Below are 25,894 nucleotides of genomic sequence, written 5' to 3' on the forward strand. Positions count from 1 at the left end.
GGAGGTCATCGCGAAGCGATGGGTGGGGGTGATCTTGCGTCCAGTATCACCCCACCCCGAACCTTCGGTTCGACCCTCCCCCTCAAGGGGAGGGTGGTTACGAACCGGCAACGTCCGGAGCCACCCTTTCTCTCGACGGGGAGAAGATGGCCGGCAGGCCGGATGAGCGGCGACTGGGGACCCGCATGATGATCCGCTTTCTTGTATTCCTGTCTTTCTTCCTCTCCCTCGCCGCGCCCTCGCTGGCGCAGAGCGATCCCAAGGATTTGATCACCGCGCTCGGCAAGGCGAATTTCAAGCAGGCAGAAGAGCTGCTCGGTGAGATCGCCGCAACCGGCGATCCGCGCGTTGTTCCCGCACTTGAGGCCTTCGCGGAAGGCGATCTCTATGTCCGCAAGTCCGACGGTCAGGTGTTCATCACGAAGGCGGCGGGCGGGAACCTCGCAGCGATCGATCCGCTGACGGGCGAGACGGTTGGCGAGGCGCCGAAGGCGACCTTCACCAAGATCAAGGTCAACAACAATCTCCGCCGCGCCATCCGTTCGGCGCTCGGCGGGCTGACGCTGCTCAGCCCCGATCGCGGTGTGCGCCTTGCGGCCGCGCAGGCGGTCCTGCAGTCGCCGAGCGCGGAAAATCTCGAACTCGTAGAGGCGGCGCTTGCCAAGGAAACGGATGTCGAAGTGAAGGGGCGCATGGAAGAGGCCCGCGCCGTCTCCGTGCTTGCCTCCGACCGCAGTGCCGACGAGAAGCGGGCAGCGATCGAAACCGTCGCCTCGCTCGGCGGTCGCGAGGCGATCGGCATCCTGATGTCGGTGTCCTCCACGATTGACGAGAGCCTCAGGCCAGACCTCGACGCGGCCATCTCCAGCATCGAGAGCCAGCTGATGCTGTGGGATGCGGGCCAGAACGTCTGGTACGGCATCTCGCTCGGCTCGGTGCTCCTGCTCGCGGCCATCGGGCTTGCGATCACCTTCGGCGTCATGGGCATCATCAACATGGCGCATGGCGAGATGGTGATGATCGGCGCCTATTCCACCTTCATGGTGCAGCAGGTCATCCGCACCAGCTATCCGCATCTCTTCGACTGGTCGCTGGCGATCGCGCTGCCAGTCGCCTTCCTGATGACGGCGGCGATCGGCCTCGTCATCGAGCGCGGCGTCATCCGTTTCCTCTACGGCCGGCCGCTCGAAACCCTGCTCGCCACATGGGGCATATCGCTGATCCTCCAGCAATCCGTGCGCACGATCTTCGGTCCGACCAACCAGGAGGTCGGCAATCCCTCATGGATGTCCGGTTCCTTTGCGCTCGGCGGCATGACGATCACCTGGAACCGCCTCTGGATCGTGCTGTTCTCGCTGACGATCTTCTTCGCGCTGCTGACGCTGATGAAGCGCTCGTCCTTCGGCCTGCAGATGCGCGCCGTGACACAGAACCGCCGCATGGCGTCTTCCATGGGCATTCGCACGCCCCTCGTCGATGCCTTCACCTTCGCGCTCGGCTCAGGGATCGCCGGCATCGCCGGTGTGGCGCTCAGCCAGATCGACAATGTGAGCCCCAATCTCGGCCAGTCCTACATCATCGACAGTTTCATGGTCGTGGTCTTCGGTGGGGTGGGCAATCTCTGGGGCACGCTGGTCGGGGCGCTCTCGCTCGGCGTGCTCAACAAGTTCCTCGAACCATCCGTCGGTGCGGTGCTCGGCAAGATCCTCGTGCTGGTCCTCATCATCCTCTTCATCCAGAAGCGTCCGCGCGGCCTCTTCGCGCTCAAGGGAAGGGCGGTGGAAGCGTGATTACCGGCTTCATCCTGCGTGCACTCGAAGGTAAGATCGTTATTGCCGTCGGCATCCTCGTCGCTTTCGCCCTGCTCATTCCGGCGCTCAACCTCATGACGCCGCCCGATAGCCCGCTGCATGTGCCGACCTACATCATGTCGCTCCTCGGCAAATATCTCTGCTATGCGCTCTTGGCGCTCGCGCTCGATCTCGTCTGGGGCTATTGCGGCATCCTCTCGCTCGGCCACGGCGCTTTCTTCGCGCTCGGCGGCTATGCGATGGGCATGTATCTGATGCGCCAGATCGGATCTCGCGGCGTCTATGGCGACCCGATTTTGCCGGACTTCATGGTCTTCCTGAACTGGAAGGAACTGCCGTGGTTCTGGCACGGCATGGACCTGTTCCCAGTCGCCATGGCGATGGTGCTGATCGTGCCGGGACTGCTCGCCTTCGTCTTCGGCTGGTTCGCCTTCCGGAGCCGCGTCAACGGCGTCTATCTGTCGATCATCACCCAGGCGATGACCTATGCGCTGATGCTTGCTTTCTTCCGCAACGACATGGGCTTCGGCGGCAACAACGGGTTGACCGACTACAAGGAGATCCTCGGCTTCTCCGTCCAGGCGGACGGGACGCGTGCAGTGCTCTTCGCGCTCTCGGCGCTCTTCCTGGCGCTTTGCCTCGTGCTGGCATCCGCCATCACCCGCTCCAAGTTCGGCAAGGTGCTGGTCGGCGTGCGCGATGCGGAAAGCCGCGTGCGCTTCCTCGGCTATCGGGTGGAGAACATCAAGCTCTTCACCTTCACCGTCTCGGCGATGATGGCGGGCGTTGCCGGTGCGCTCTTCGTGCTGCAGGTCGGCATCATCAACCCGGGTGAATTTGCCCCCGCCAACTCGATCGAAGTGGTCGTGTGGACGGCCGTCGGTGGACGCGGCACGCTGATCGGGCCGATCATCGGAGCGATCCTCGTCAACGTGGGAAAGAGCTATTTCACCGGCGCGTTCCCGGACCTCTGGCTTTTCGCGCTGGGTGGCCTCTTCATCGGCGTCACGCTCTTCCTGCCCAAGGGCATCGTCGGCACCGTGCAGCAGTATCTCGCGCGTCGGAGGGAATATCGGGATGCCGCCGACAAGGATGCGGCGGACTCAGGCGCGAAATCCCAACCGGCCCCGGTGGCTGCGGAGTGAGACCATGAGCGACAAGACGACGTCCAGCCTGCTCTATCTCGACGGTGTCTCCGTCTCCTTCGACGGCTTCAAGGCACTGAATTCGCTGTCCTTCATCGTCGAACCCGGCGAGCTTCGCGCCATCATCGGCCCGAACGGGGCCGGCAAGACGACGATGATGGACATCATCACCGGCAAGACACGGCCCGACGAGGGCGAGGTCTTCTTCGACGGCGGCAAGATCGATCTGACGAAGAAGGACGAGGCGGAGATCGCGGAGCTCGGGATCGGCCGCAAGTTCCAGAAGCCGACCGTCTTCGAAAGCCATACGGTCTGGGACAATCTTGAGCTGGCGCTCAACCGCAAGCGCGGGGTCTTCGCGACGCTGTTCTATCGCCTTAGCGCGGAGGACAAGGCCCGCATCGAGGAAATCCTCGAAACGATTCGTCTCACCGGCCGCAAGGACGATCTCGCCGCCAATCTCTCCCACGGCCAGAAGCAATGGCTGGAGATCGGCATGCTACTCGCTCAGGAGCCGAAGCTTCTGCTCGTCGACGAACCGGTCGCCGGCATGACCGATGCCGAGACGGCGGAGACGGCGGTGCTCCTCAAGGAGATCGCCAAGACCCGTTCGGTGGTCGTCGTCGAGCACGACATGGGCTTCATCCGCGACCTCGGCGTCAAGGTGACGTGCCTCGCGGAAGGCTCGGTGCTCGCCGAAGGATCGATCGATTTCGTCTCGAACGACCAGAAGGTCATCGAGAACTATCTGGGGCGGTGATGTTCAGGCGCGCTATTCCCCTCCCCAACCCCTCCCCACAAGGGGGAGGGGTTGTCTCTGCCTCAGACCTCGGACGTCGGGGCCGGTGCTATCGGCTCGGTCTCTCCCCCCTTGTGGGGGAGATGGCCGGCAGGCCAGAGGGGGTCTCTATATTGCTCATTCGGGGGATGAACCCATGCTGACAGTCGACAACATCAACCTCCACTACGGTGCGGCGCAGGCGCTGCGTGGCGTGTCGATCAATGCCGAGATGGGCAAGATCACCTGTGTGCTGGGACGCAACGGGGTGGGCAAGTCCTCGCTGTTGCGGGCGATCACCGGCCAGCACCCGGTCTCCGCCGGCACGATCGCCTTCGACGGCACGAAGCTCGACGGCATGGCGCCGTTCAACCGGGCGCGCACCGGGATCGGCTACGTGCCGCAGGGGCGTGAAATCTTTCCGCTGCTGACGGTCAAGGAAAACCTCGAGACCGGCTACGCGCCGCTCGCCCGCAAGGATCGGTTCATTCCCGACGACATCTTCAGCCTGTTTCCCGTGCTGCAATCCATGCTGGGACGGCGCGGCGGCGATCTGTCGGGCGGACAGCAGCAGCAACTCGCGATCGGGAGGGCCATGGTGACGCGGCCGAAGATCCTCGTGCTCGACGAACCGACCGAGGGTATCCAGCCGTCGATCATCAAGGATATCGGCCGGGCGATCCGCTATCTGCGCGACACGACGGGCATGGCGATCCTGCTCGTAGAGCAATACCTCGACTTCTGCCGGGAGCTCGCCGATCAGGTCTACATCATGGATCGCGGCGAGATCGTGCATCAGGGGACGGCGGAAACGCTCGACACGCCGGAGGCGCGGCGCCACCTGACGGTATGACGTGTTGCGGATCATTTATGAGATGTTAGTAATATATGCTTGATGCTGAGGGGGAACGTGGTATTTACCCGCGTCTGCTAACAGAAGGCACAGCCATGACATCCAGCGCGGTCCGAAAGCCGTTGCGGGCGCGAGACCTCGTTGGTCTGCTTGCGACGGGCGTTCTCTTTTTTGCGTTCATGACAGGCCATGCATCGGCGGCGACCGGCTGCGGAACACCGATGCCCGCCGGTCGTCACGACATGACGATCCGTTCTGCGGGGCATGACCGGCACGCGGTCTACTTCATCCCGTCGACCTATACTGGCGACCGTAAGGTGCCGCTGGTCTTCGATTTCCACGGTTCCAACAGCCATCCGCGCGGCCAGCTCAATCGCAGTCGGTGGGACGAGGTGGCCGAGCGCGAGGATTTCATCGTCATGGCGCTTCAAGGGAGCCTCGACGGCGCGCTTGCCGGCACCCATGCCTGGAACGTACCCGGCGTGAAGCCGCTGCCCGGTGTCAGCCGCGAGGGTAGCCTCGACGAAGGCACGTTCATCCGCGATGCGGTCGAGAAGGCCGAGGACACGTTCTGCATCGATCCGGACCGCATCTATGCCTCCGGCTATTCGGGCGGCGGGCGGATGCTGTCACAATATGTCTGCGACGGGCACGACGATTTCGCCGCCGCCGGCTTCGTGATGGGGCTGCGCGCGGGCTATCCCGAGCAGGAGGATGGGGTGTGGCGTCCGCACAAGGAAAGCTGCCATCCGGCCAAGGCGATCTCGATCATCGCGTTTTCAGGCCTCAAGGACCACGTCAACCCGTTTGCCGGCGGTGGACAGCCCTATTGGCAGTATGGTGGCGAGGCCGCGGTCGGGCGCTGGGCGGAGCTCAACGGCTGCGAAGGTCGTCCGCTCATCGATACGGGCGAGACGGTGACGGTTTCGAGCTATTCGGGCTGCCGCCGCGGGACGGACGTGGTGTCCTACGTGATCGCCGGGGCCAGCCACGACTGGCCGGCGCGAACTGTCCGCTTCCGCTTTGCCTCGAGTGGGGATGAGACGGTCCGCGAGGTTGATGCCACGGACAGAATGTGGGAGTTTTTTCGCAATGCGGGAGGCAAGCTGATGGCCGGAACGGCGACCACGACAGCTTGCGCCGCGAACACGATAACCGCCTCGACGACAGAAGGCGGGCAGGGGACAACGTGCAGCCGGCAAGTGATATCAGACCTCAGCGCGCCCGGGGCGTCGGAAGGCTTGTGACGAAAGCGCTCGGCGGTCGCACGCGCATCGCCGAGCTCTACCAGGAAGGGGCGGCCAAGATCCGGTTGCCCGAGACCTTTACCGCCGAACTGGAGGCGGTGTTCATCAATACCGGCGGCGGGCTCACGGGCGGCGACCGCATGGACTGGTCCGTCGCCGCCGGTCCCGGCACCTTCGTGACCGCGACGACCCAGGCCTGCGAGAAGATCTACAAGGCCTCGTCCGGAACCGCCTCGGTCGAGACGCGGGTCAGCGCCGCGGCAGGCGCGCGCGTCCACTGGCTGCCGCAGGAAACGATCCTCTTCGACAACGCCTCACTCACCCGCCGGCTGGAGGTCGACCTCGACCCGTCCGCCGAATTCCTCTGCGTCGAGGCGGTTCTGCTCGGCCGCAAGGCGATGGGTGAGGGCGTCTCCCGCGGTCTCCTGCGCGACCGCTGGCGTATCCGGCGCGGCGGGCGGCTGATCCATGCCGAAGAACTCCGGCTCGACGGCGATATTGCGGCGTTGACGGCCTCGAAAGCAGTTCTCGGCGGCGATGTCGCCTTCGCCACCGTGCTTTATGTCGGGCCTCTCGGGGAGGCGCTGCTGCCGCAGGTGCGCGCGATCCTCGGCGACGGACCGGGTGGCGCGAGCCGATGGAACGGCAAGCTCGTCGTGCGGATGACCGCCGCCGACGGCTTCCGGCTCAGACAAAATCTGGTTCCAATCGTTTCGGCCTTGCGCGCAGGCGCGACTATGCAGAAAGTCTGGAATCTCTGACAGTCGTCAAGAAGAGTGGAGCGGGCATGAACCTCACGCCGAGAGAAAAAGACAAACTCCTGATCGCCATGGCGGCCATGGTGGCGCGCCGCCGGCTCGAGCGGGGGGTGAAGCTCAACTATCCGGAAGCGATCGCGCTCATCACCGACTTCGTAGTGGAAGGCGCGCGCGACGGGCGTTCGGTCGCCGACCTCATGGAGGCCGGGGCGCATGTGATCACCCGCGACCAGGTGATGGAGGGCATCGCCGAGATGATCCACGACGTGCAGGTCGAGGCGACCTTTCCGGACGGCACGAAGCTCGTGACCGTGCATGAACCGATACGTTAAGCCATTGGAGGACTGATTCATGATCCCCGGTGAAATCATTGCCGCAAAAGGCGAAATCGAGCTGAATGCCGGCCTTCCGACCGTGACCGTCGAGGTGTCCAACACGGGCGACCGGCCCGTACAGGTCGGCAGCCACTATCACTTCTTCGAGGCCAATGCCGGCCTCTCCTTCGACCGCGAGACGGCGAGAGGGATGCGGCTCGATATTCCGGCCGGAACGGCGGTGCGCTTCGAGCCGGGCCAGACGCGGCAGGTCACGCTGATCCCGCTTTCTGGCAAGCGCGAGGTCTACGGTTTTCGGCAGAAGATCATGGGAGCACTCTGATGGCGGTTTTGCATTATCACGGAAGTTGCCAGTGCGGGGCGGTGGATTTCGACGTCGACGTCGATCTCGGGCACACGGTGGTGTGCAACTGCTCGCGCTGCCGGCGCCTCGGATCGGTTCTGGCCTTCGCGCCGCGGGAGGCCTTCAAGCTGAATTCCGGCGAGGACAATCTCACCGAATACCAGTTCAACAAGCACCTGATCCATCATCTGTTCTGCAAGACCTGCGGCATCCAGAGCTTCTCCTTCGGAGAGACGCCGGACGGAAGACAGATGGTGGCGCTCAACGTCAATACGCTCGACGGCGTCGACGCCCGCTCGCTTCCCTCGCAGGCTTTCGACGGCGCATCGGTCTAACTGCATTTTCAGCCAAGGGTTTCAATCGCCATGAGTTTTTCCATGTCTTCCCGCTACGGCTTGGCCACGACCCTTCTCGCCGGCCTTACTTTCGTGGTTCCCGCCGCGGCCGAGGATGAGCCCGAGGTTGACTGCCAAAACGCGATGACCCAGTTCGACATGAATGTCTGCTCGCAGCGGGACTACGAGAAGGCCGACAAGTCGCTGAATGCCCAGTGGTCGAAGACCAAGAAGGTGATGGCCGACTGGGATGCCGAGCTTGATGCAGAGAACAAGGGGGCGGTCGAGGCCCTGCTGGCGGCGCAGCGCGCCTGGATCCAGTACCGCGACAATCAGTGCAACGCCGTCGGCTACAGCGTCTGGGGCGGAAGCATGTATCCGATGATCGTTTCTTCCTGCCTGGCGGACCTGACCGCCAAGCGGACCAAGGAACTCGAAGAACTCGCGAACGGCGTCGAGTAGCAGGACCGCAGGCGGATGGGACGACGGATCGTCATTGTCGGAAACGGTGAGGTGCCGCAGGGTGCAGCGGAGGCGATCGACGCAGCCGACATGGTCGTGCGCTTCAACGAATGCCGCAATTTCGGTTCTAGCGGCAGCCGCACGGACGTCGTTGCCGTCTGCAATACCGGCCGGCCGGCGCTCACGATGCTCTCCTCGCCCGAATGGCGAGCGAGCCGGCCGGTCGCCGACTGCCGGGAAATCTGGTCGGTCCGTGACCCGGAAAAATTCCGCGCGCTGCATCCGGCGCTGATGCTGACCCATCCAGAGCTTACGGATTTCTGCGATGACTACACCGATGCGCTCGCGGCCTTCGCAGGCGACATCGGCAAGACCCACGTGATCATCGACCGGTCCGTGCACGAAGCCGTTGATGCCGCGCTCGTGCCGTTCGATCCGGGCGACTACGTCGTTCCGAGCAGCGGCTTGGTCGTCGTGGCAAGCGTCCTCGCGCGGGCAGAGGGCGCCGGTGACGACGTCGTCCTGACCGGCTTTTCGCATGAAGGCTGGGACGGCCATCCCTTCGCCGCCGAGCGGCGTCTCATCGATTCCTACATTGCCGCGGGCAGGCTCAGCCGCCTACAGCGCACCGATTTCGTCTCTCCCCCGGAAGGAGCCTGATCCGATGTCCTACAAGATGTCCCGCGCCGCCTACGCCTCGATGTTCGGTCCGACGACCGGCGACAAGGTCAGGCTCGCCGATACCGAACTCTTCGTCGAGGTCGAGAAGGACTATACGACCTATGGCGACGAGGTGAAGTTCGGCGGCGGCAAGGTCATCCGCGACGGCATGGGCCAGAGCCAGGTGACGCGCGCGGCGGGTGCGGTCGATACGGTCATCACCAATGCGCTGATCGTCGACCACTGGGGGATCGTGAAAGCCGACATCGGACTCAAGGACGGGCGCATCGTCGCGATCGGCAAGGCCGGCAATCCCGACACGCAGCAGGGCGTCACGATCATCGTCGGGCCGGGTACCGAGGCGATTGCGGGCGAGGGCAAGATCGTGACCGCCGGCGGCATGGACAGCCACATCCACTTCATCTGCCCGCAGCAGATCGAGGAGGCGCTGATGTCCGGCATCACCTGCATGCTCGGCGGCGGCACCGGACCTGCGCACGGGACGCTCGCCACCACCTGTACGCCCGGTCCCTGGCACATCGCGCGGATGATCGAGGCGGCGGATGCCTTCCCGATGAACCTCGCCTTTGCCGGCAAGGGCAATGCCTCGCTGCCGGGGGCGCTCGAAGAGATGGTGCTCGGCGGCGCCTCGTCGCTGAAACTGCACGAGGACTGGGGAACGACGCCGGCGGCGATCGATTGCTGCCTCTCGGTCGCCGACCAGTACGATGTGCAGGTGATGATCCACACCGACACGCTGAACGAGTCGGGCTTCGTGGAAGATTCGATCGGCGCCATCAAGGGCCGGACGATCCACGCCTTCCACACGGAAGGGGCGGGCGGCGGACACGCGCCGGACATCATCCGCATCTGCGGGCAGGCGAACGTCATCCCGTCTTCGACGAACCCGACACGACCCTATACGGTCAACACCATTGCCGAGCATCTCGACATGCTGATGGTGTGCCATCACCTGTCGGCGTCGATCCCGGAAGACATCGCCTTTGCCGAAAGCCGCATCCGCAAGGAGACGATCGCGGCGGAAGACATCCTGCACGACATTGGCGCCTTCTCGATCATTTCCTCCGACAGCCAGGCGATGGGCCGCGTCGGGGAGGTGGCGATCCGCACCTGGCAGACCGCTGACAAGATGAAGCGCCAGCGCGGGCGGCTGCCGCAGGAGACCGGCGACAACGATAATGCCCGGGTGAAGCGCTATATCGCCAAATACACGATCAACCCGGCGATCGCCCACGGCGTCAGCCATGAGATCGGGTCCGTCGAGATCGGCAAGCGGGCGGACCTCGTCCTCTGGAACCCGGCCTTCTTCGGCGTCAAGCCGGACATGGTGCTGATGGGCGGGACGATCGTCGCCGCACCGATGGGCGATCCGAACGCCTCGATCCCGACGCCGCAGCCGGTGCATTACCGGCCGATGTTCGGCGCCTACGGCAAGGCGCGGACCAATTCCTCCGTCACCTTCGTCTCCCAGGCCGCGCTCGATGCCGGGCTCGCAAAGAGGCTCGGCGTTGCCAAGCGACTCGTCGCCGTCAGGAATACCCGCGGGGGCATTTCCAAGGCGTCGATGATCCACAACGACCTGACGCCGGAAATCGAGGTCGATCCGGAAACCTACGAGGTGCGCGCCGACGGCGAGCTCCTCACCTGCGAGCCGGCGACGAAGCTGCCGATGGCTCAGCGGTATTTCCTGTTCTGACGATCGGCTGAACAGCCGCTGCGTGGCTGCGACGATGGTGGGCGCCTCAGCTATGCGCTCGCCGCAACCCAGCCATGCATCCGCCCTGCGACGATGTTTCATGCTGCGTTGCAACCAGTTTTACGCTAGTTCTAATTCGCAAGTTCGGCGCTCCGTCCCCGATGCGCCGGCGACCGTGTTTCCCATGCAAGGAGATTGCTATGCTGATCGGCAAGAAAGTGCCCCACGTCACCTTCCGTACCCGCGTCCGTGACGAGTCCGTCGGCGGTCCGAACCCCTATCGTTGGCAGGACGTCACCTCGGACGACTACTTCAAGGGCAAGCGGGTCATCCTGTTCTCGCTGCCGGGCGCCTTCACCCCGACCTGCTCGACCTACCAGCTTCCCGACTTCGAGAAGATGTACAACGAGTTCAAGGCCGAAGGCATCGACGAGATCTACTGCATCTCGGTCAACGACGCCTTCGTCATGAACGCCTGGGGCAAGCAGCAGAACCTCGAGAACGTCAAGCTGATCCCCGACGGTTCCGGCGAGTTCACCCGCAAGATGGGCATGCTGGTCCGCAAGGACAATCTCGGTTTCGGCATGCGCTCCTGGCGCTATGCGGCGATCATCAACAACGGCTCGATCGAACAGTGGTTCGAGGAAGAAGGCTTCTCCGACAACTGCGAAAGCGATCCCTACGGCGTTTCCTCGCCGCAGAACATTCTCGCGAAGCTGCAGGAAAAGCAGGCGGCCTGAGGCTTTCGCGGCTCCTGGTTCCGAGGGCGTCGGCCGGCTGGCCGGCGCCCTTTTTGGTGTGTTTGGGAAGATGTGCTATCGTTAATTGTGATTACAACTTCAGTGTTGCGGTGCACGCTCAAATTCTGCATTTTTCCGGGATAGTCAGTTCGGATTAGCCATGCAGCGTATCACGACCTATCTCTCGGCCGGCACATCGGCCGCTCTTCCCGTCGGCACGGTGGTGCTCGCCCATGACGAGCGGCACCTGAGGCGGAAGCTCCTTCACCTCACCGACGGTGACATGGTCATGCTCGACCTCAAGGAACCGGTGGTCTTCGGCGACGGAGACCGGCTGGTCCTCGACAATGGCGACCAGGTGGAGATCCGGGCGGCGAAGGAACCACTCTACGAAATCGTTCCGCGCGACGCTCTGCACCTGGCGGAACTCGCCTGGCACCTCGGCAACCGCCACATGTCGGCGCAGATCGAGGCGGATCGCATCCTCATCCTGCGCGACCGGGTGATCCGGGAGATGATCGAACTGCTTGGGGCGCGGGTGGTCGAGATCGTCGAAGCCTTCCAGCCGATGCGAGGGGCCTATCACACCCATGGCGACAACAACGGCCACGTACACGGCGGCCGCGAATGAGCGGCCATGCGTGAACGCCCGGCAGTCGAGGGCCTGTTGCGGCTGATGGCCTGGCTTTCGCCGGCTTTCCCGGTCGGCGGCTTTGCCTATTCCGGTGGCCTCGAAGCCGCGGTCCAGTCGGAACACGTGTCGTCGGCCGAGACGCTGAAGGACTGGCTCCTGACCCTGCTTCGAAACGGCAGCCTCCGAAACGACGCGGTGCTGCTTGCCGAGGCCCACCGCGCTGCGGCCGAGGATGAACGGCTGCGGGAGGTCGCCGAGCTCGCCACGGCTCTCGCCGGATCGGCCGAACGCCATCTCGAAATCTCACGACAGGGCGGCGCCTTTCTTGCGGCCGCGAGCGCCTGGCCCGGCTCTGTTCCGGATGTGCTCGACGACGGAACGGCCTACAGCGTCGCGGTCGGCGCCGTCGCTGCCTCGAACGGTGTCGGCCTTGCCGAGACCGTCGCCGCCTTCCTCCACGCTGCGGTGTCGCAGCTCGTCTCGGCGGCGATCCGCCTCGGCGTCCTCGGGCAGAGCCAGGGTGTCGCGCTCCTCTCCTTCCTGGAAGAGGTCATCGCCGAGCAGGCGGAGAAGGCGGTCTCGTCGACGCTCGAGGATCTCGGCAGCGCGACGCTCGTCGCCGACCAGATGAGCCTCAGGCACGAGACCCAGCATTCGAGGCTGTTCCTCTCATGACCGCGCTCGCCCTTCTCCTCGCCGTCCTGCTTCTCGCGATTGCGGCCCTTCATCTCGCCTGGGCAGCCGGTTCGAGCTTTCCGGCTGCGAGCGAGCGGGAACTTGTGCGGATGGTGGTCGGCTTCAAAGGGCAGGAGCATATGCCGCCGCCGGCGGCCGCCGTGCTGGTTGCCGCCGCGCTCGCCTTTTCCGCCTATGTTGGGCTTGCCCTTGCCTCCCTCTGCGCCTGGCCGCTTTGGGACTGGTCGCTTACATCCCTGGGCATGATCCTTGCGTTCGTCTTTCTCGCCCGCGGCGTTGCGGCCTATCTGCCGGCCTGGCGGGCGCGGGTTCCGCAGCAGCCTTTCGCGAGGCTCGACCGGCGCTATTATGGGCCGCTCTGCCTCGTGATCGGCGCGGGCTTCATACTTCTTGCAACGGGATACACGGCATGAAATCGGCAAACGGACCCTTGCGCATCGGCATCGGCGGCCCGGTGGGCTCCGGCAAGACGGCGCTCACCGAAAAGCTCTGCAAGGCGCTGCGCGCCGACTATTCGGTCGCCGTCGTCACCAATGACATCTATACGCGCGAGGATGCCGATGCACTCGTGCGCATGCAGGCGCTCTCCTCCGACCGTGTGGTCGGCGTCGAGACCGGCGGCTGTCCGCACACGGCGATCCGCGAGGATGCGACGATCAACCTGCAGGCGATCGCCGACCTCAATCGTCGCTTTCCCGATCTCGACGTCGTCTTCATCGAATCGGGTGGCGACAATCTGGCGGCGACATTCTCGCCCGATCTCGCCGACCTGACGATCTATGTGATCTCCGTCTGCCAGGGCGAGGAAATCCCGCGCAAGGGCGGGCCCGGCATTACCCGGTCGGACCTTCTGGTGATCAACAAGAAGGATCTCGCTCCTTACGTCGAGGTCGATCTCGACGTGATGGATCGCGACGCACGCCGGATGCGCAACGCCAAACCCTACGTCTTCTCCGACATGAAGCGCGGCGCGGGTGTGGAGGATATCGTGCAGTTCATCAAGGAAACCGGCGGCCTCTGACCGCCGGCTGTCGTGTCCGGCAGGCCTCGGTTCAGATCTGTTTCAGCGCGCTGATATCGTTGATCTGGATGATGCGGCCGCGCACCGTGACGCCGGCCCGGCGGAGCGACGAGAAGGCACGCGACAGCGCCTCGGGCGCCAGTCCGAGCTTGCCGGCGAGCAGGCTCTTCTGGAAAGGCAGGCGGATCGACGCGGAGCTGCCGTCCTGCGGGCAGTTGTCGAGCAGGTAATGGGCGACGCGCTGGGGTGCCGTCTGCAGCCGGTCGTTGGCGATGCAGTCCATGCTGCTGCGCAGGTGCGCGGACAGGCACTGGATCACGGCTTTCGCCACGTCCTTTTCCTGCTCGGCGAGCTGGCGCACCTTCTGCAGTTCGAAACGCGCGACCACGACGTTTTCCGCTGCCTGGGCGTTGTAGAGGTAGCGGTCGCCGCACGCGAGCAGGCATTCGGCGAAAGTGTCTCCCGGCCCGCAGATGCGGATGTCGGCCTCGCGGCCGTCTCTGTTCAGCCGGTAGAGCCGCACATAACCGGTGAGGACGCAGTAGAAGTATTCCGCCGCCTCGCCTTCCCGGAAGAGAATGTCGCGGGCCTCGAAGTTGGTGACGGTCGCAAGGTCGAGCATCCGCGCCATCGAGGCAGGGCCGAGGGATTCCATAAAGGAACTCTTCAGCAGTATGTTCTTGTCGCGTGTGTTCAGCTTCAATGTCTTGTTCACAGGTATCACCATTCCTGCCGGCCTTGCGTGGCAGACGCAGGGCTCGTTGCCGGTTTCTGGGAGATGGTCATCGATCCGGCTTCGCTGGGAGTCGTTTCCGTCCGAGCAGTACACGCCGCCGGCGGTCCTCGGCCCGTGTTTCCCCGGCCGCTCCGAGCCGCCGTTCCACTGCCACGGTCAACCCGCGGCGAAGGTCCGACCACGCCTCACTCCCAAAACCGGGAAACGACCTACGCTGCACTCATTCCCCAGTGCGAGGCAGGATAAGCAAGGGCGGGAAGTGACGATTTGATTTCGATCAATCGCCTCGCGCCCATTCGCGAAAAATCGACAGCCATGAGCCTGTATAACAACGAAAAAGAGCCGGTTTCCCGGCTCTTTCTCCGTTTGCGGTGTGTATGTCGATTTACTCGGCGGCGAGCGGGCGAATCGGCACGAGCTTGTTCGAATCCGCCGGTACCGGGGTTCCTCCGGAGGCGCGCTTTTCGATGCTGGCCAGACGGTGCTCGATGGCAGCCAATGCCTCGTCGTTCCTGCGGGTGCGCTCGCTGAGCTCTTCGGCGCTGAGTGTCTCTTCCTCCTCTTCCTTCCGGCCGACCAAGCGGCCGAAGATCCAGCCGAGCAGGTGCGACAGGTCGTCCATGATCAGGAAGAAGGCCGGCACGACCAGCAGGCTGAGGGCGGTCGAGACGATGATGCCACCGATCACCGCGATCGCCATCGGCGCGCGGAAAGAGCCGCCTTCGCCGACGCCCATGGCGGACGGCAACATGCCGGCAGACATGGCAATCGAGGTCATGATGATCGGCCGGGCGCGCTTGCGGCCGGCTTCCACCATCGCCTGGACGCGGCTCATTCCGCGGTTGCGCATCTCGATCGCGAAGTCCACGAGCAGGATGGCGTTCTTCGTGACGATACCCATCAGCATCAGGATGCCGATCAGTACCGGCATGGAGAGCGCGTTCTGGGTGATGATCAGCGCCACCGCCACGCCACCGATCGCGAGCGGCAGCGAAAACAGGATGGTGAAGGGCTGGAGCACGTCCTTGAAAAGCAGGATCAGCACGACGAGAACCAGCATCAGGCCCATCAGCATCGCGTTGCCGAAGCTCGCGGTCATCTCGGCCTGGATCTTCGCATCGCCGCTTTCTGCCAGACGCACTGCCGGCGGCAACTTCGTCTCGTCGACGATGCGTTTGAACTCGGCGGTCGCGGTATCGAGCGCCGTTCCCTGCGGAACGTCGGAGCCGATTGCCACGACGCGACTGCGGGCATTGCGTTTGATCGAGCTCGGGCCCTCCGAGTAGTCGACGTCGGCGATGCTGTAGAGCGGCACGGTCTGGCCGGTTGCGGTCTGCACCTTCAGGGCCCGGATCGCGGCGAGGTCACGCCGGACATCGAGCGCCATCTGCACGCGGATCGGGATTTGCCGGTCGTCGAGCGAGATCTTGGTGAGCTGCGCATCGATGTCGCCGATGGTGGCGACACGCACGGTCTGGGCGATCTGCTGCGGCGTGATGCCGAGGCGGGCGATCTCGTCCTTGTGCGGGCGGATCTGCAGTTCGGGCCGGGGCAGGGCACCCTCCGAGCTGACATTGGCGAGGATCGGCGAGGCACGCAGCCGCGATTCCAGGAGACGGACCGCGTCGTTCAGGTCCTGTTCGTTGGTGGAGAGGAAGTTAAACGTGAGTTCACGCTCGGCGCGGTCGTTCACCTTGGAAATGCGAACGTCGGGGATCGAACGGACCTTGGCGAAGACCTCCTTCTCGACCTCCCACTGCGGGCGGGTGCGGCCCTTCTCCTCGATTTTCGGCAGATAGGAGCCGATCAGGGGCAGCGAACCGAGTCCCTTGTTCACGAGAACCTTCACCAGCGAATGGTCGATGTTCTGCAGGATGATGCGGACCGTTGCGCGGCGCAGCTCCAGGTCGCCCTTGGGCGAGGCGCCGCCGAGCACGAAGACGCTTTCGACACCCTCGAGATCGCGGACGGCCTCATAGACCTGGTCGCTGGCGGCGGAGGTCTCCTCGAGCGTCGCATTCGGCGGCAGTTCGACCGAGAGCACGATGCGGGAGGAATCGTCCGGCGGCATGAAGCTGCCCGGCACCTGCGACAGCAGCGCCATGGAACCGACGAGGAAGAGGATCGCCGCGGCAAGCGTCGCGTAGCGCGAGTACCACTTGCTCGTCGTTCCGGTCACCAACCGGGTGTAGGTCTTCATCAAGCGGCTGTCGTTGTCGTGATGGTCCTCCATGCCGTCTTCCGCGCGCATCAGGTAGGCCGCCATCAACGGCGTGATGAAGCGGGCGACGAGAAGCGAGAACAGCACCGAGAAGGCAACCGTCAGGCCGAACTGGATGAAATACTGTCCGCCGATGCCGGGCATGAAAGATACCGGCACGAAGACGGCGATGATCGTGAAGCTCGTCGCGATGACGGCGAGGCCGATTTCGTCGGCGGCCTCGATCGCCGCCCGATAGGGCGTCTTGCCGAGCTTGATGTGGCGGGCGATGTTCTCGATCTCCACGATCGCGTCGTCGACCAGGATACCTGTCGCGAGCGTGAGTGCGAGGAAGCTCACGAGGTTCAGCGAGAAGCCCATGAGGTCCATCACCCAGAAGGTGGGTATGGCCGAGAGCGGCAGGGCAACCGCGGCAATCAGCGTCGCACGCCAGTTGTGGAGGAACAGGAACACCACGATGACGGCGAGGATCGAACCTTCCATCAGCGTGTGGAGCGCCGCCTCGTAGTTGCCGTAGGTGAAGTAGACGGAATCGTCGACCATCTCGATCTTGACGTCGGGATGAGCCTCCCGAACCTGATCGAGCTTCTTGGCGACCGTCTCGGCGACCGACACTTCGCTCGCTCCCTTGGCGCGGAAGACCGCAAAGGTGACGGACGGCGTGCCGTTGAAGCGCGAGAACGACTTCGGCTCCTCGTACGTGTCCTTGATCGTCCCGAGATCGGCGAGCTTGACGAAGCGTCCGTTGGGCAGCGCGATCGTCGTTTCCGCGAGACGCGCGACATCCTTGGCGTCGCCCAGTGTGCGGATCGTCTGTTCGTTGCCGGCGACCTGGCCGCGGCCGGAGCCGAGATCGAGGTTAGTGCCGCGAAGCTGGCCGTTCACGTCGGCCGCCGTGATGCCGTGGGCATCGAGGCGGTCGGCGTTCAGCGACACCAGGATTTCGCGATCGGAGCCGCCGTAACGGTCGATGCGGCCGATGCCGGGCTCGCCCTGCAGCGCGCGCTTGATCGTGTCGTCGACGAACCAGGAGAGTTCCTCGAGCGTCATGTTGGGCGAAGAGACGGCGAAGGTCTGGATCGCCTGACCCTCGACGTCGACCTTGGAGACGATCGGTTCGTCGATGCCGGCCGGCAAGTCGCCGCGGATCTTGTCGATCGCGTCCTTGGTGTCCTGGACGGCCTCGTCTGTCGGTTTCTCGATGCGGAACACGACGACCGTCTGGGACTGGCCGTCGGTCACCGTCGACTGGATCTCGTCGATGCCACTGATCGAGGCGACGGCGTCCTCGATCTCCTTGGTGACCTGCATTTCCAGTTCGGCGGGCGACGCGCCACTCTGGGTGATGGTAATCGCCACCACCGGCACGTCGATGTTCGGAAAGCGGGTGATCGGCAGCGTGTAGAACGACTGCAGGCCGACGACCACCAGAAGGGCGAAGGCGAGCAGCGGCGCAATCGGATTGCGGATCGACCAGGCGGAGAAGTTCATGGGTTAACCTCGGGTCAGTTCGACACGGCAGTCTGCTGTTCACGCACGGGATTGATGTGATCGCCGTCTCCGACGAAAGCACCGGCCTTGGCGACGACCTCGTCGCCTTCCTTCAGTCCGCTGACGACCTGCACGAAACCGTCGTCCTGGATGCCGATCTCAATCGCCGTCTGCTTGACGACGCCGCTCTCGACCTTGCGGGCGAAAGAGCCGCCGCGCTCGGTGGTCACCGAGGCGAGGGGAAGGGCAAGCGTGGTCGCCTCCTCGACGATGATGTCGGCCTTGGCGTACATGCCGGCGCGCGCGCCGGAATCGTCGTCGATTGCGATGTGCACGGCGCCGAGGCGGGTCTGTTGGTCGACGACCGGGGCAATCAGCCGAACGGTGCCGGTGAGCGTGGAGCCGCCGCCGGCGACGGTGATATTGGCCTTCTGGCCGACCTTCATTTTCAGGATGTCGGTTTCCGAAACATCCGCGACCAACTCGATCTGGCCGTCACGGATGACGGTGAAGAGCGGTTGGCCGGCGCCGCTCGCAATCGCACCGATCTTGGCGGTACGTGAGGCGACGACACCCGCGGCCGGCGTCTTGATATCGGTACGGGCGAGCTTCAGGTCGATGTCGGCGATCTGGCTGTCGACGACCTTGATATCGGCTTCGGCAATCGCGATCGCCTGTTCGGTGCTGTTGACCTTGGCCTTGGCGCTGGTCGCGGCGGTTTCCGCCTGTTCGATTTGCGACGTCGAGACGGTGCCGGACTTGCCGAGCGTGGTCGCACGCTTGTACTGCCGTTCGGCTTCCGCAGCGTTCGCTTCCGCATCGGCCAACTGGGCCTTGTACTGGGCGAGCGCCGCCTCCGCCTTGGCCCTGGTCGCGACGAGCTGGCTCTTCTGCAGAAGCAGGCTGTCGTCGGAGAGACGGGCGAGCACGCCGTCTGCTTCCACCCGGTCGCCGATATCGGCTTCGAGCGAGCGGATCGACAGTCCCTCGACCTGCGGCTGGACGTAAATCTCCTCGACCGGCTTGATGGTGCCGGTCGCAACGACGCGATCGACGAGCTTCCGGACCTTCGCTTCGCTGACGACGATCGACGGGAGGATCTGCTCGGTCTTGGCTGCCGGTGCCTCCTCGGCGGTAGCGGTCAGCGGCGCGAGAACGGTGCTCAGTGCCAGCAGCACGGCCGTCGTGTTCAGGTATCGACTCATCTGTCCCTTCCGAGGTTCAACTTCAAGAAATTCGCTGTTCTAAAATCGGAGAATGGCCGTAGAAGTCCGGCGGGAGTTCCGTAACTCTTTACGGAAGCCGTATATCTTCTCTGAACGCGACCGACAATTCTTCCCGAAGGCACTTCAAGCGGTTTACGTGGGTTTGGTAAAGGCTGCTTGCAAGGCCCTCCAAAGCGCTTTGCGCGCGAAATATTAGGCTGCCGTTTCAGGTAAATCAACGCCTGCAGCGCACACGGCCGCCGTTACATCCAGTTTTGACCGAGGAACGGCCGGACTGTGCCCGTCTCGCAACAGCAAGACGCACGGGCGATAACCCGTGCGTCCTGGTCGTTCTTGTCGCTCTGGCGTCGCCGAAGACTACTTCAGTGCGGCGTCGGTGATGTCGTGGGTAAAGGCGCCTTCCGGTTCCTTGGTGATGACCGGATCCGAGCCGCCGCCGAGCAGCGTCGCGACCGTGCGCTTGTAATCGGCCTCGTCGAGCGCGCCGTTCGAGCCGGCGGTCAGCTTGGCGACTTCGCCCATCATGCGCTTCTGGTGCTTTTCGGTCTGGGCGCCGGAGGCGTCGTTGTCGAGAACGATCCCGGCGGCGTCATCCGGGTTTTCCTCGGCCCATTTCCACCCCTTCATCGAAGCGCGGACGAATTTGACCATCTTTTCTTTGAAGGCCGGATCCTTGAGTTTGTCCTCAAGAACATAGAGGCCGTCTTCGAGAGTGGCCACGCCTTCCTTCTCATAGGGGAAGGTGACGAGGTCTTCCGCCTTGATGCCGGCGTCGATGACCTGCCAGTACTCGTTGTAGGTCATGGTCGAGATGCAGGCGGCCTGCTTCTGCAGCAACGGGTCGACGTTGAAGCCCTGCTTGAGCACGGTCACGCCGTCCGGCGATCCGTCGGTCTTGATGCCGAGATGGGCCATCCAGGAGAGGAACGGATATTCGTTGCCGAAGAACCAGACGCCGAGCGTCTTGCCCTTGAAGTCTTCCGGCTTGGTGATGCCGGTCTCCTTGAGACAGGTCAGCATCATGCCGGAGGACTTGAACGGCTGGGCGATGTTGACGAGCGGCACGCCCTTCTCGCGGGTGGCGAGTGCGGAGGGCATCCAGTCGACGATCACGTCGGCGCCGCCGCCCACCAGAACCTGCGGCGGGGCGATGTCCGGGCCGCCGGGCTTGATCTCGACGTCGAGGCCTTCCTCTTCGTAGAAGCCCTTGTCCTTGGCGACGTAGTAGCCGGCGAACTGCGCCTGCGTCACCCATTTGAGCTGCAGGGTTACCTTGTCGGCGGCTGCGGCCTGCATCGCCATCAGCGAGACGGCGCCGGCCAGCAGCAGAGATGCGATTTTCGTTTTCATTCCTGTTCCCTCTTTTTTGTTCAAGCCTGTCCACCACGGACAGACGGATGCCAGAAGGTGACGGCGCGCTCTGCCAGCGCCACCACCCCGTAGAAGATCGAACCGGCGAGCGCGGCGACCGCGATCTCGGCCCAGACCATGTCGACATTCGAACGCCCCACTTCCGTGGAAATCCGGAACCCCATGCCGACGATCGGGGTGCCGAAAAATTCTGCCACGATCGCGCCGATGAGCGCCAGCGTGGAATTGATCTTCAAGGCGGTGAAGATGAACGGCCAGGCGGCGGGCAGCCTGAGCTTCACCAGTGTTTGCCACCAGCTCGCGGCGTAGGTGCGCATCAGGTCGCGCTCCATATGGCTTGCCGAGGCGAGGCCCTGGACCGTGTTCACCAGCATCGGGAAGAAGGTCATGATGACGACGACGGCGACCTTCGACTGCCAGTCGAAGCCGAACCACATCACCATGATCGGCGCGACGCCGACGATCGGCAGCGCCGACACGAAATTGCCGATCGGCAGCAGGCCCTTCTGAAGGAAGGGCGAGCGATCGATGAGGATCGCGACCGCAAAACCGAGGCCGCAACCGAAGACATAGCCGGTCAGCACGGATTTCAGGAAGGTCTGGCGGAAGTCGGCCAAGAGCGTCGGCACCGATCCGACGAGCTTTGTCCAGATTGCCGAGGGTGCCGGCAGCAGGATCGACGGGATCGCAAAGCCGCGCACGACGCATTCCCAGACCACCAGCAGCGTGATGCCGAAGATCAGCGGAACGGCGATGCGGGCCGCCCGCCTCGCGGCCGGTGCCGCAAAATGCCGGCGCACCAGCCATTCGTTCATGCCCCAGGCGCCGAGCCAGAACAGGACGGCGAAGATCAGATAGGCGCTGTTCACGGCTTTTCCCCCATGCGCTTCAGGACGGCGGAATGGGCCATGCCGACGATGGTGACGAGAACCGCGGCAAGGCCCGAGGCCATGAAGAGGGCAGCCCAGATCTGGATCGTCTGCCCGTAATAGGAACCGGAGAGCAGGCGGGCGCCGAGCCCCGCCACCGCCCCGGTCGGCAATTCGCCGACGATGGCGCCGACGAGCGAGATGGCGATCGCCACCTTCAGCGAGGTGAAGAGATAGGGCATCGAGGCCGGCCAGCGCAGCTTCCAGAAGATCTGCGAACGGCTGGCATTATAGGTGTGCATCAGGTCGAGCAGGATCGTATCCGGGCTTCTCAGTCCCTTCACCATGCCGACGACGATCGGGAAGAAGGAGAGATAGGTCGAGATCAGCGCCTTCGGCAGCAGGCCGGAAACGCCGATCGAGTTCAGCACCACGATGATCATCGGCGCGACCGCGAGGATCGGGATCGTCTGGCTGGCGATGACCCACGGCATGAAGGAGCGGTCCATGGCGCGGTTGTGCACGATCGCGACCGCCAGCAGGACGCCGAGCAGCGTGCCGATGCCGAAGCCCGCCAGCGTCGCCGAGAGCGTGATCCAGGCGTGATAGACGAGGCTGCGCTTGGACGTGATCGCCTTGCCGACCGTCGTGTCCCAAAGCTCGACGGCAATCTGGTGCGGCGCTGGCAGGACCGGCCGTTCCTGGTTGAACGTGCGCTCGGCCACCTGCTCGAAGGTCAGGACCTCGTTGTCGCGGGCGGCCTGGTCGCGCACGAAGGGCGCGTTCAGGTAGACGACCAAGAGGTGCCAGATGACGAGGATCGCGAAGAGGACGGTCAGGATTGGCAGGACGCGGTCGCGGAAGTAGGAGGGAGAGGTCATGGGCCTTCCTCCGCCGTCAGGAATTGTCGTAGGGGAGGGGACTTTCTTGCCGGGCGAACACTATTCATCATAGGAATGCCCCGCCTTCAGGCCCTCGCGGACGCGGTGGGCGATTTCGAGGAACTCCGGCGTCTCGCGGATGTCGAGCGGGCGCTCCTTTGGCAGCGTCGAGTGGATGATGTCGGTGACGCGCCCGGGCCGCGGGCTCATGACGACGATCTTGGTCGAGAGATAAACCGCTTCGGGGATCGAATGGGTGACGAAACAGATGGTCTTGTTGGTCGCCGCCCAGAGCTTCAGCAACTGTTCGTTCAGGTGGTCGCGGACGATTTCGTCGAGGGCGCCGAAGGGTTCGTCCATCAGCAGGAGGTCTGCGTCGAAGGCGAGCGCGCGGGCGATCGAGGCGCGCTGCTGCATGCCGCCGGAGAGCTGCCAGGGAAACTTCTTGCCGAAGCCGGTGAGGTTCACGAGCTTCAGCGTCTCCTCGATGCGCCGCTGCTGCTCCTCTCTGCCGTATCCCATGATCTCCAGCGGCAGGGCGATGTTCTTCTCGATCGTCCGCCAGGGGTAGAGGGCGGCCGCCTGGAAGACGTAGCCGTAGGAGCGGTCCTTGCGGGCGTTCTCCGGCGTCATGGCGTTGACGGTGATGTCGCCGGAGGTGTGCTTTTCGAGGTCGGCGATCACCCTCAGAAAGGTCGTCTTGCCGCAGCCGGAGGGACCGATGAAGGAGACGAAGTCACCCTTCCCGACCTCGAGATCGACGTTCGACAGGGCATGGACGGGACCGTCACTGGTCTGGAAGACCAGACTGAGGTCCTTAGCGGAGACGACGGAGCTGGGTGCATTCATGCGTTGGAACCATTCGGCTTTCTTGCAAAGGCATCAGGCCTCTTGCATTCTGTCAATGAGGCGCCGCGAGCTCGCGGCGAAAGGGAAACGGCGGCACGGCCGCCAGGGAGCAGAGGTCGCGACCATGGAAGCATCATCGAAACCCACCTGCCGGATCGTCAAGCCCGGCAACACCTATGACGGCAAGCAGGGGCTCAGCTATTTCGAGGGGATCGCGGCGGAGACGGTCGGCTCGAAGGGCATTTGCATGCATTTTCTGACGATGCCGCCCGGCGCGCGCGCCAAGGCGCACCTGCACGAGAGCCATGAAACCGCGATCTACTGCCTCTCCGGCCAGGCGCATACCTGGTACGGCGACCGGCTGGAAAACCATGTGATCCTGCACGCGGGCGAGATGTTCTACATCCCGGCCGGCGTGCCGCACCTGCCGGCGAACCTTTCCAGCACACCGTGCTCGGCGATCATCGCCCGCACCGACCCGAACGAGCAGGAAAGCGTCGTGCTGTTGCCCGAGCTGGATGGGTTCGTGGAGGTGTGAGGCCAGCCGCACCCGATCTCCCCCCTTGAGGGAGAGATGCCCGGCAGGGCAGAGGGGGGTGGATCGCACCGGGAACGCCATGCTTCGCTTCACACCCCCGTCGCCGGAATGCCGGTGCGCTCGACCTTGCGGGGGGCGACCAGTTCCTTCCAGGTGGAGAGCGCCTTGTTGACCGCCTGGAACGGCTCGCGCCTGACGAACTCGCCATGGCCCTCGCGCGTCTTGACGGTCGATTCTTCGATCGCGACCATGCCGCGGGTGAGCGTGAAGCGCGGCAGGCCGGTCACCTGCTTGCCCTCGAAGACGTTGTAGTCGATCGCCGACTGCTGGGTGCCGGCCGAGATGGTCTTCGAGCGCTTCGGGTCCCAGACCACGATGTCGGCGTCTGCGCCGACAAGGATCGCGCCCTTCTTCGGATACATGTTGAGGATCTTGGCGATGTTGGTCGAGGTCACGGCGACGAACTCGTTCATCGTCAGGCGGCCGGTCGCAACCCCGTAGGTCCAGAGCATCGGCATGCGGTCTTCGAGCCCGCCGGTGCCGTTCGGGATCTTGGTGAAGTCGCCGACGCCGAAGCGCTTTTGGTCAGTGGTGAAGGCGCAGTGGTCGGTCGCGACACAGGAGAGCGAGCCCGACTGCAGGCCGGCCCAGAGCGAGTCCTGATGCTGCTTGTTGCGGAAGGGCGGGCTCATGACGCGGCGGGCAGCATGGTCCCAGTCCTTGTTGAAGTACTCGCTCTCGTCGAGCGTCAGATGCTGGATCAGCGGTTCGCCGTAAACGCGCATGCCTTTCTGGCGGGCGCGGCGGATGGCTTCATGGGCCTGTTCGCAGGAGGTGTGGACGACGTAGAGCGGAACACCCGCCATGTCGGCCAGCATGATCGCACGGTTGGTCGCCTCGCCCTCGACCTCGGCCGGTCTCGAATAGGCGTGCGCCTCCGGTCCGTTGTTGCCCTCCGCCAGCAGTTTGGCGCACATGGCGGCCACCACGTCGCCGTTTTCCGCATGGACGAGCGGCAGCGCGCCGAGTTCGGCGCAGCGCGAGAAGGAGGCGAACATCTCGTCGTCGTTCACCATCAGCGCGCCCTTGTAGGCCATGAAGTGCTTGAAGGTGTTGATGCCCTTGTCCTTGACGACGGTTTCCATCTCGTCGAACACGCGCTTGTTCCAGCCGGTGATCGCCATGTGGAAGGAGTAGTCGGCGTTGGCGCGGCTCGTCTTGTTGTGCCACATCTGGAGCGCGTCGAGGAGCGACTGGTCAGGCGCCGGCAGACAGAAATCGACGACCATGGTCGTGCCACCGGCAAGGCCCGCGCGCGTGCCGCTCTCGAAGTCGTCGGAGGAATAGGTGCCCATGAACGGCATTTCGAGGTGGACGTGCGGGTCGATGCCGCCCGGCATGACGTAACAGCCAGAGGCGTCGAGCACCTCGTCGCCGGAAAGGTTCGGGCCGATCTCGACGATCACCCCGCCCTCGATCCTGACGTCGGCCTTGTAGGTGAGATCGGCGGTAACGACCGTGCCGCCCTTGATGACTGTGCTCATGATCCAATCCTCATCCGTAATACGCTAAAGCCAGAATTGCGCCACCGCCTGCCTCGGTGCGGCGCCAGTTTACAAATGCCGCCGATTCCAAAAGATCGTTCCACTGCTGCGGCGCCGCTTGCTTGAAGAGCTTATGGTTGTCGATTCGTATGGTCAGCACCTGTCCGGCAGCTACGTTCAGTTTCGACAGGCCCGCGTCCGGTTCGTCGAGATAGCTCATGCAATCGATCCAGGCATCCATGTTCCGGCCGTAAAAAGCTGGAAAACCAAACACTGCGGCGAATTCGGAGTGGAAGTCATCAACGCCAATCAAGCGGTTGCCATCCATCACGATCACGGCATCGGTCTTGCTCAAGCCACGACCTCCGCGGATTCCAGGGTCGTTTGGAGCCGGACATTGTAGTCACCGCCATCGAGAACCATGAAGCCGATGAAGCGCCGTCCGATCTCGACGATGACGCCTCCCTGGATAACTGCGCTCATATCGTTTCACCCCCTGTTTTGTTCACTATTGATGGTTCCGAACCATTGCGATGGGCTGCTCGCCTTTGGCAGTCCCTCACCTAGCCGTCCAGCGTCGCCAGAATCGTCTGCTGTCCTGCGCGGCGTTCTTTCAGCGCCTGATCGCTCCCG

At 63.9% G+C, this 25,894-nt stretch carries 28 protein-coding genes; 18 read left to right on the forward strand and 10 right to left on the reverse strand.

Annotated elements, in window-relative coordinates; genetic code table 11:
- Positions 1–185: 185 nt before the first annotated feature.
- The 17 genes from urtB (at position 186) to ureG (ending at position 13,535) form a co-directional block, all read left to right on the forward strand.
- Positions 186–1,790, forward strand: coding sequence for an urea ABC transporter permease subunit UrtB (gene urtB / locus EUU22_RS11750; protein ID WP_129332176.1), 1,605 nt, complete (start codon positions 186–188; stop codon positions 1,788–1,790).
- Positions 1,787–2,956: an urea ABC transporter permease subunit UrtC gene (gene urtC, locus EUU22_RS11755; protein WP_129332177.1), complete on the forward strand. Its 1,170-nt coding sequence runs from the start codon at positions 1,787–1,789 to the stop codon at positions 2,954–2,956. Before urtB ends, urtC begins: the two co-directional genes overlap by 4 nt.
- Positions 2,957–2,960: 4 nt before the next feature.
- Positions 2,961–3,716, forward strand: a complete 756-nt coding sequence (urtD, locus tag EUU22_RS11760; protein ID WP_129332178.1) for an urea ABC transporter ATP-binding protein UrtD — start codon at positions 2,961–2,963, stop codon at positions 3,714–3,716.
- Between the two features lie 175 nt (positions 3,717–3,891).
- Positions 3,892–4,587, forward strand: coding sequence for an urea ABC transporter ATP-binding subunit UrtE (gene urtE, locus EUU22_RS11765; RefSeq protein ID WP_129332179.1), 696 nt, complete (start codon positions 3,892–3,894; stop codon positions 4,585–4,587).
- A 95-nt stretch (positions 4,588–4,682) separates the two neighbouring features.
- Positions 4,683–5,834, forward strand: coding sequence for a CE1 family esterase (locus tag EUU22_RS11770; protein WP_129332180.1), 1,152 nt, complete (start codon positions 4,683–4,685; stop codon positions 5,832–5,834).
- Positions 5,777–6,595: an urease accessory protein UreD gene (locus tag EUU22_RS11775; protein ID WP_129332181.1), complete on the forward strand. Its 819-nt coding sequence runs from the start codon at positions 5,777–5,779 to the stop codon at positions 6,593–6,595. The genes EUU22_RS11770 and EUU22_RS11775 overlap by 58 nt, the downstream gene beginning before the upstream one ends.
- Positions 6,596–6,621: 26 nt before the next feature.
- Positions 6,622–6,924 (forward strand): urease subunit gamma, encoded by a 303-nt coding sequence (locus EUU22_RS11780; protein WP_112688637.1) that lies wholly within the window; start codon positions 6,622–6,624, stop codon positions 6,922–6,924.
- A gap of 19 nt (positions 6,925–6,943) precedes the next feature.
- Positions 6,944–7,249, forward strand: a complete 306-nt coding sequence (locus EUU22_RS11785) for an urease subunit beta (RefSeq protein WP_129332182.1) — start codon at positions 6,944–6,946, stop codon at positions 7,247–7,249.
- A complete protein-coding gene (locus EUU22_RS11790) occupies positions 7,249–7,605 on the forward strand; it encodes a GFA family protein (protein WP_129332183.1) in 357 nt (118 codons plus the stop codon). Before EUU22_RS11785 ends, EUU22_RS11790 begins: the two co-directional genes overlap by 1 nt.
- A 42-nt stretch (positions 7,606–7,647) precedes the next feature.
- A complete protein-coding gene (locus EUU22_RS11795) occupies positions 7,648–8,067 on the forward strand; it encodes a lysozyme inhibitor LprI family protein (protein WP_129332831.1) in 420 nt (139 codons plus the stop codon).
- 15 nt (positions 8,068–8,082) lie between these two features.
- Entirely contained in the window at positions 8,083–8,727 is a 645-nt protein-coding gene (locus tag EUU22_RS11800; RefSeq protein WP_129332184.1) for a Urease operon accessory protein, read from the forward strand.
- 4 nt (positions 8,728–8,731) lie between these two features.
- Positions 8,732–10,444 carry an urease subunit alpha gene (gene ureC / locus EUU22_RS11805; RefSeq protein ID WP_129332185.1) on the forward strand — a complete coding sequence of 571 codons (1,713 nt, stop codon included), beginning with the start codon at positions 8,732–8,734 and terminating at the stop codon, positions 10,442–10,444.
- 203 nt (positions 10,445–10,647) lie between these two features.
- The gene (locus tag EUU22_RS11810; protein ID WP_165351175.1) at positions 10,648–11,184 is read left to right on the forward strand and encodes a peroxiredoxin; all 537 of its coding nucleotides are present in this window, start codon (positions 10,648–10,650) and stop codon (positions 11,182–11,184) included.
- A gap of 160 nt (positions 11,185–11,344) precedes the next feature.
- Entirely contained in the window at positions 11,345–11,815 is a 471-nt protein-coding gene (gene ureE / locus EUU22_RS11815) for an urease accessory protein UreE (protein ID WP_129332187.1), read from the forward strand.
- 6 nt (positions 11,816–11,821) lie between these two features.
- Positions 11,822–12,493 carry an urease accessory protein UreF gene (locus EUU22_RS11820; RefSeq protein ID WP_129332188.1) on the forward strand — a complete coding sequence of 224 codons (672 nt, stop codon included), beginning with the start codon at positions 11,822–11,824 and terminating at the stop codon, positions 12,491–12,493.
- Entirely contained in the window at positions 12,490–12,927 is a 438-nt protein-coding gene (locus EUU22_RS11825) for a DUF3995 domain-containing protein (RefSeq protein WP_129332189.1), read from the forward strand. The genes EUU22_RS11820 and EUU22_RS11825 overlap by 4 nt, the downstream gene beginning before the upstream one ends.
- Positions 12,924–13,535 (forward strand): urease accessory protein UreG, encoded by a 612-nt coding sequence (gene ureG, locus EUU22_RS11830; RefSeq protein ID WP_129332190.1) that lies wholly within the window; start codon positions 12,924–12,926, stop codon positions 13,533–13,535. Before EUU22_RS11825 ends, ureG begins: the two co-directional genes overlap by 4 nt.
- 31 nt (positions 13,536–13,566) lie before the next feature.
- Here ureG and EUU22_RS11835 read toward each other — a convergent pair whose 3' ends face one another.
- The 7 genes from EUU22_RS11835 to EUU22_RS11865 all read right to left on the reverse strand — a co-directional run bounded on the left by EUU22_RS11835 (position 13,567) and on the right by EUU22_RS11865 (position 23,179).
- Positions 13,567–14,256: a Crp/Fnr family transcriptional regulator gene (locus tag EUU22_RS11835; RefSeq protein WP_165351176.1), complete on the reverse strand. Its 690-nt coding sequence runs from the start codon at positions 14,254–14,256 to the stop codon at positions 13,567–13,569.
- Positions 14,257–14,656: 400 nt separating this feature from the next.
- Positions 14,657–17,983, reverse strand: a complete 3,327-nt coding sequence (locus tag EUU22_RS11840; RefSeq protein WP_129332192.1) for an efflux RND transporter permease subunit — start codon at positions 17,981–17,983, stop codon at positions 14,657–14,659.
- Between the two features lie 14 nt (positions 17,984–17,997).
- Positions 17,998–19,188 (reverse strand): efflux RND transporter periplasmic adaptor subunit, encoded by a 1,191-nt coding sequence (locus EUU22_RS11845; RefSeq protein ID WP_129332193.1) that lies wholly within the window; start codon positions 19,186–19,188, stop codon positions 17,998–18,000.
- Between the two features lie 378 nt (positions 19,189–19,566).
- Positions 19,567–20,559: an ABC transporter substrate-binding protein gene (locus EUU22_RS11850; RefSeq protein ID WP_129332194.1), complete on the reverse strand. Its 993-nt coding sequence runs from the start codon at positions 20,557–20,559 to the stop codon at positions 19,567–19,569.
- Between the two features lie 20 nt (positions 20,560–20,579).
- A complete protein-coding gene (locus EUU22_RS11855) occupies positions 20,580–21,449 on the reverse strand; it encodes an ABC transporter permease (protein ID WP_129332195.1) in 870 nt (289 codons plus the stop codon).
- Positions 21,446–22,330 carry an ABC transporter permease gene (locus tag EUU22_RS11860; RefSeq protein ID WP_129332196.1) on the reverse strand — a complete coding sequence of 295 codons (885 nt, stop codon included), beginning with the start codon at positions 22,328–22,330 and terminating at the stop codon, positions 21,446–21,448. The genes EUU22_RS11855 and EUU22_RS11860 overlap by 4 nt, the downstream gene beginning before the upstream one ends.
- A 60-nt stretch (positions 22,331–22,390) precedes the next feature.
- The gene (locus EUU22_RS11865; protein ID WP_129332197.1) at positions 22,391–23,179 is read right to left on the reverse strand and encodes an ABC transporter ATP-binding protein; all 789 of its coding nucleotides are present in this window, start codon (positions 23,177–23,179) and stop codon (positions 22,391–22,393) included.
- 124 nt (positions 23,180–23,303) lie between these two features.
- Between EUU22_RS11865 and EUU22_RS11870 the strand changes: the two genes are divergently transcribed.
- Positions 23,304–23,717 (forward strand): cupin domain-containing protein, encoded by a 414-nt coding sequence (locus tag EUU22_RS11870; RefSeq protein WP_129332198.1) that lies wholly within the window; start codon positions 23,304–23,306, stop codon positions 23,715–23,717.
- Between the two features lie 89 nt (positions 23,718–23,806).
- Here the strand turns inward: EUU22_RS11870 and hydA are convergent, their stop codons facing one another.
- Genes hydA through EUU22_RS25980 form a run of 3 tightly spaced genes read right to left on the reverse strand, consistent with a single transcriptional unit; the run spans position 23,807 to position 25,744 of the window.
- On the reverse strand, positions 23,807–25,261 hold the full coding sequence (gene hydA / locus EUU22_RS11875) for a dihydropyrimidinase (RefSeq protein ID WP_129332199.1): 1,455 nt from the start codon (positions 25,259–25,261) through the stop codon (positions 23,807–23,809).
- Between the two features lie 10 nt (positions 25,262–25,271).
- Entirely contained in the window at positions 25,272–25,616 is a 345-nt protein-coding gene (locus EUU22_RS11880; protein ID WP_129332200.1) for a barstar family protein, read from the reverse strand.
- Positions 25,613–25,744 carry a hypothetical protein gene (locus EUU22_RS25980; RefSeq protein ID WP_280956486.1) on the reverse strand — a complete coding sequence of 44 codons (132 nt, stop codon included), beginning with the start codon at positions 25,742–25,744 and terminating at the stop codon, positions 25,613–25,615. The genes EUU22_RS11880 and EUU22_RS25980 overlap by 4 nt, the downstream gene beginning before the upstream one ends.
- Between the last annotated feature and the right edge of the window lie 150 nt (positions 25,745–25,894).

This window comes from Ciceribacter ferrooxidans, from assembly GCF_004137355.1.
Lineage (GTDB): Bacteria > Pseudomonadota > Alphaproteobacteria > Rhizobiales > Rhizobiaceae > Allorhizobium > Allorhizobium ferrooxidans.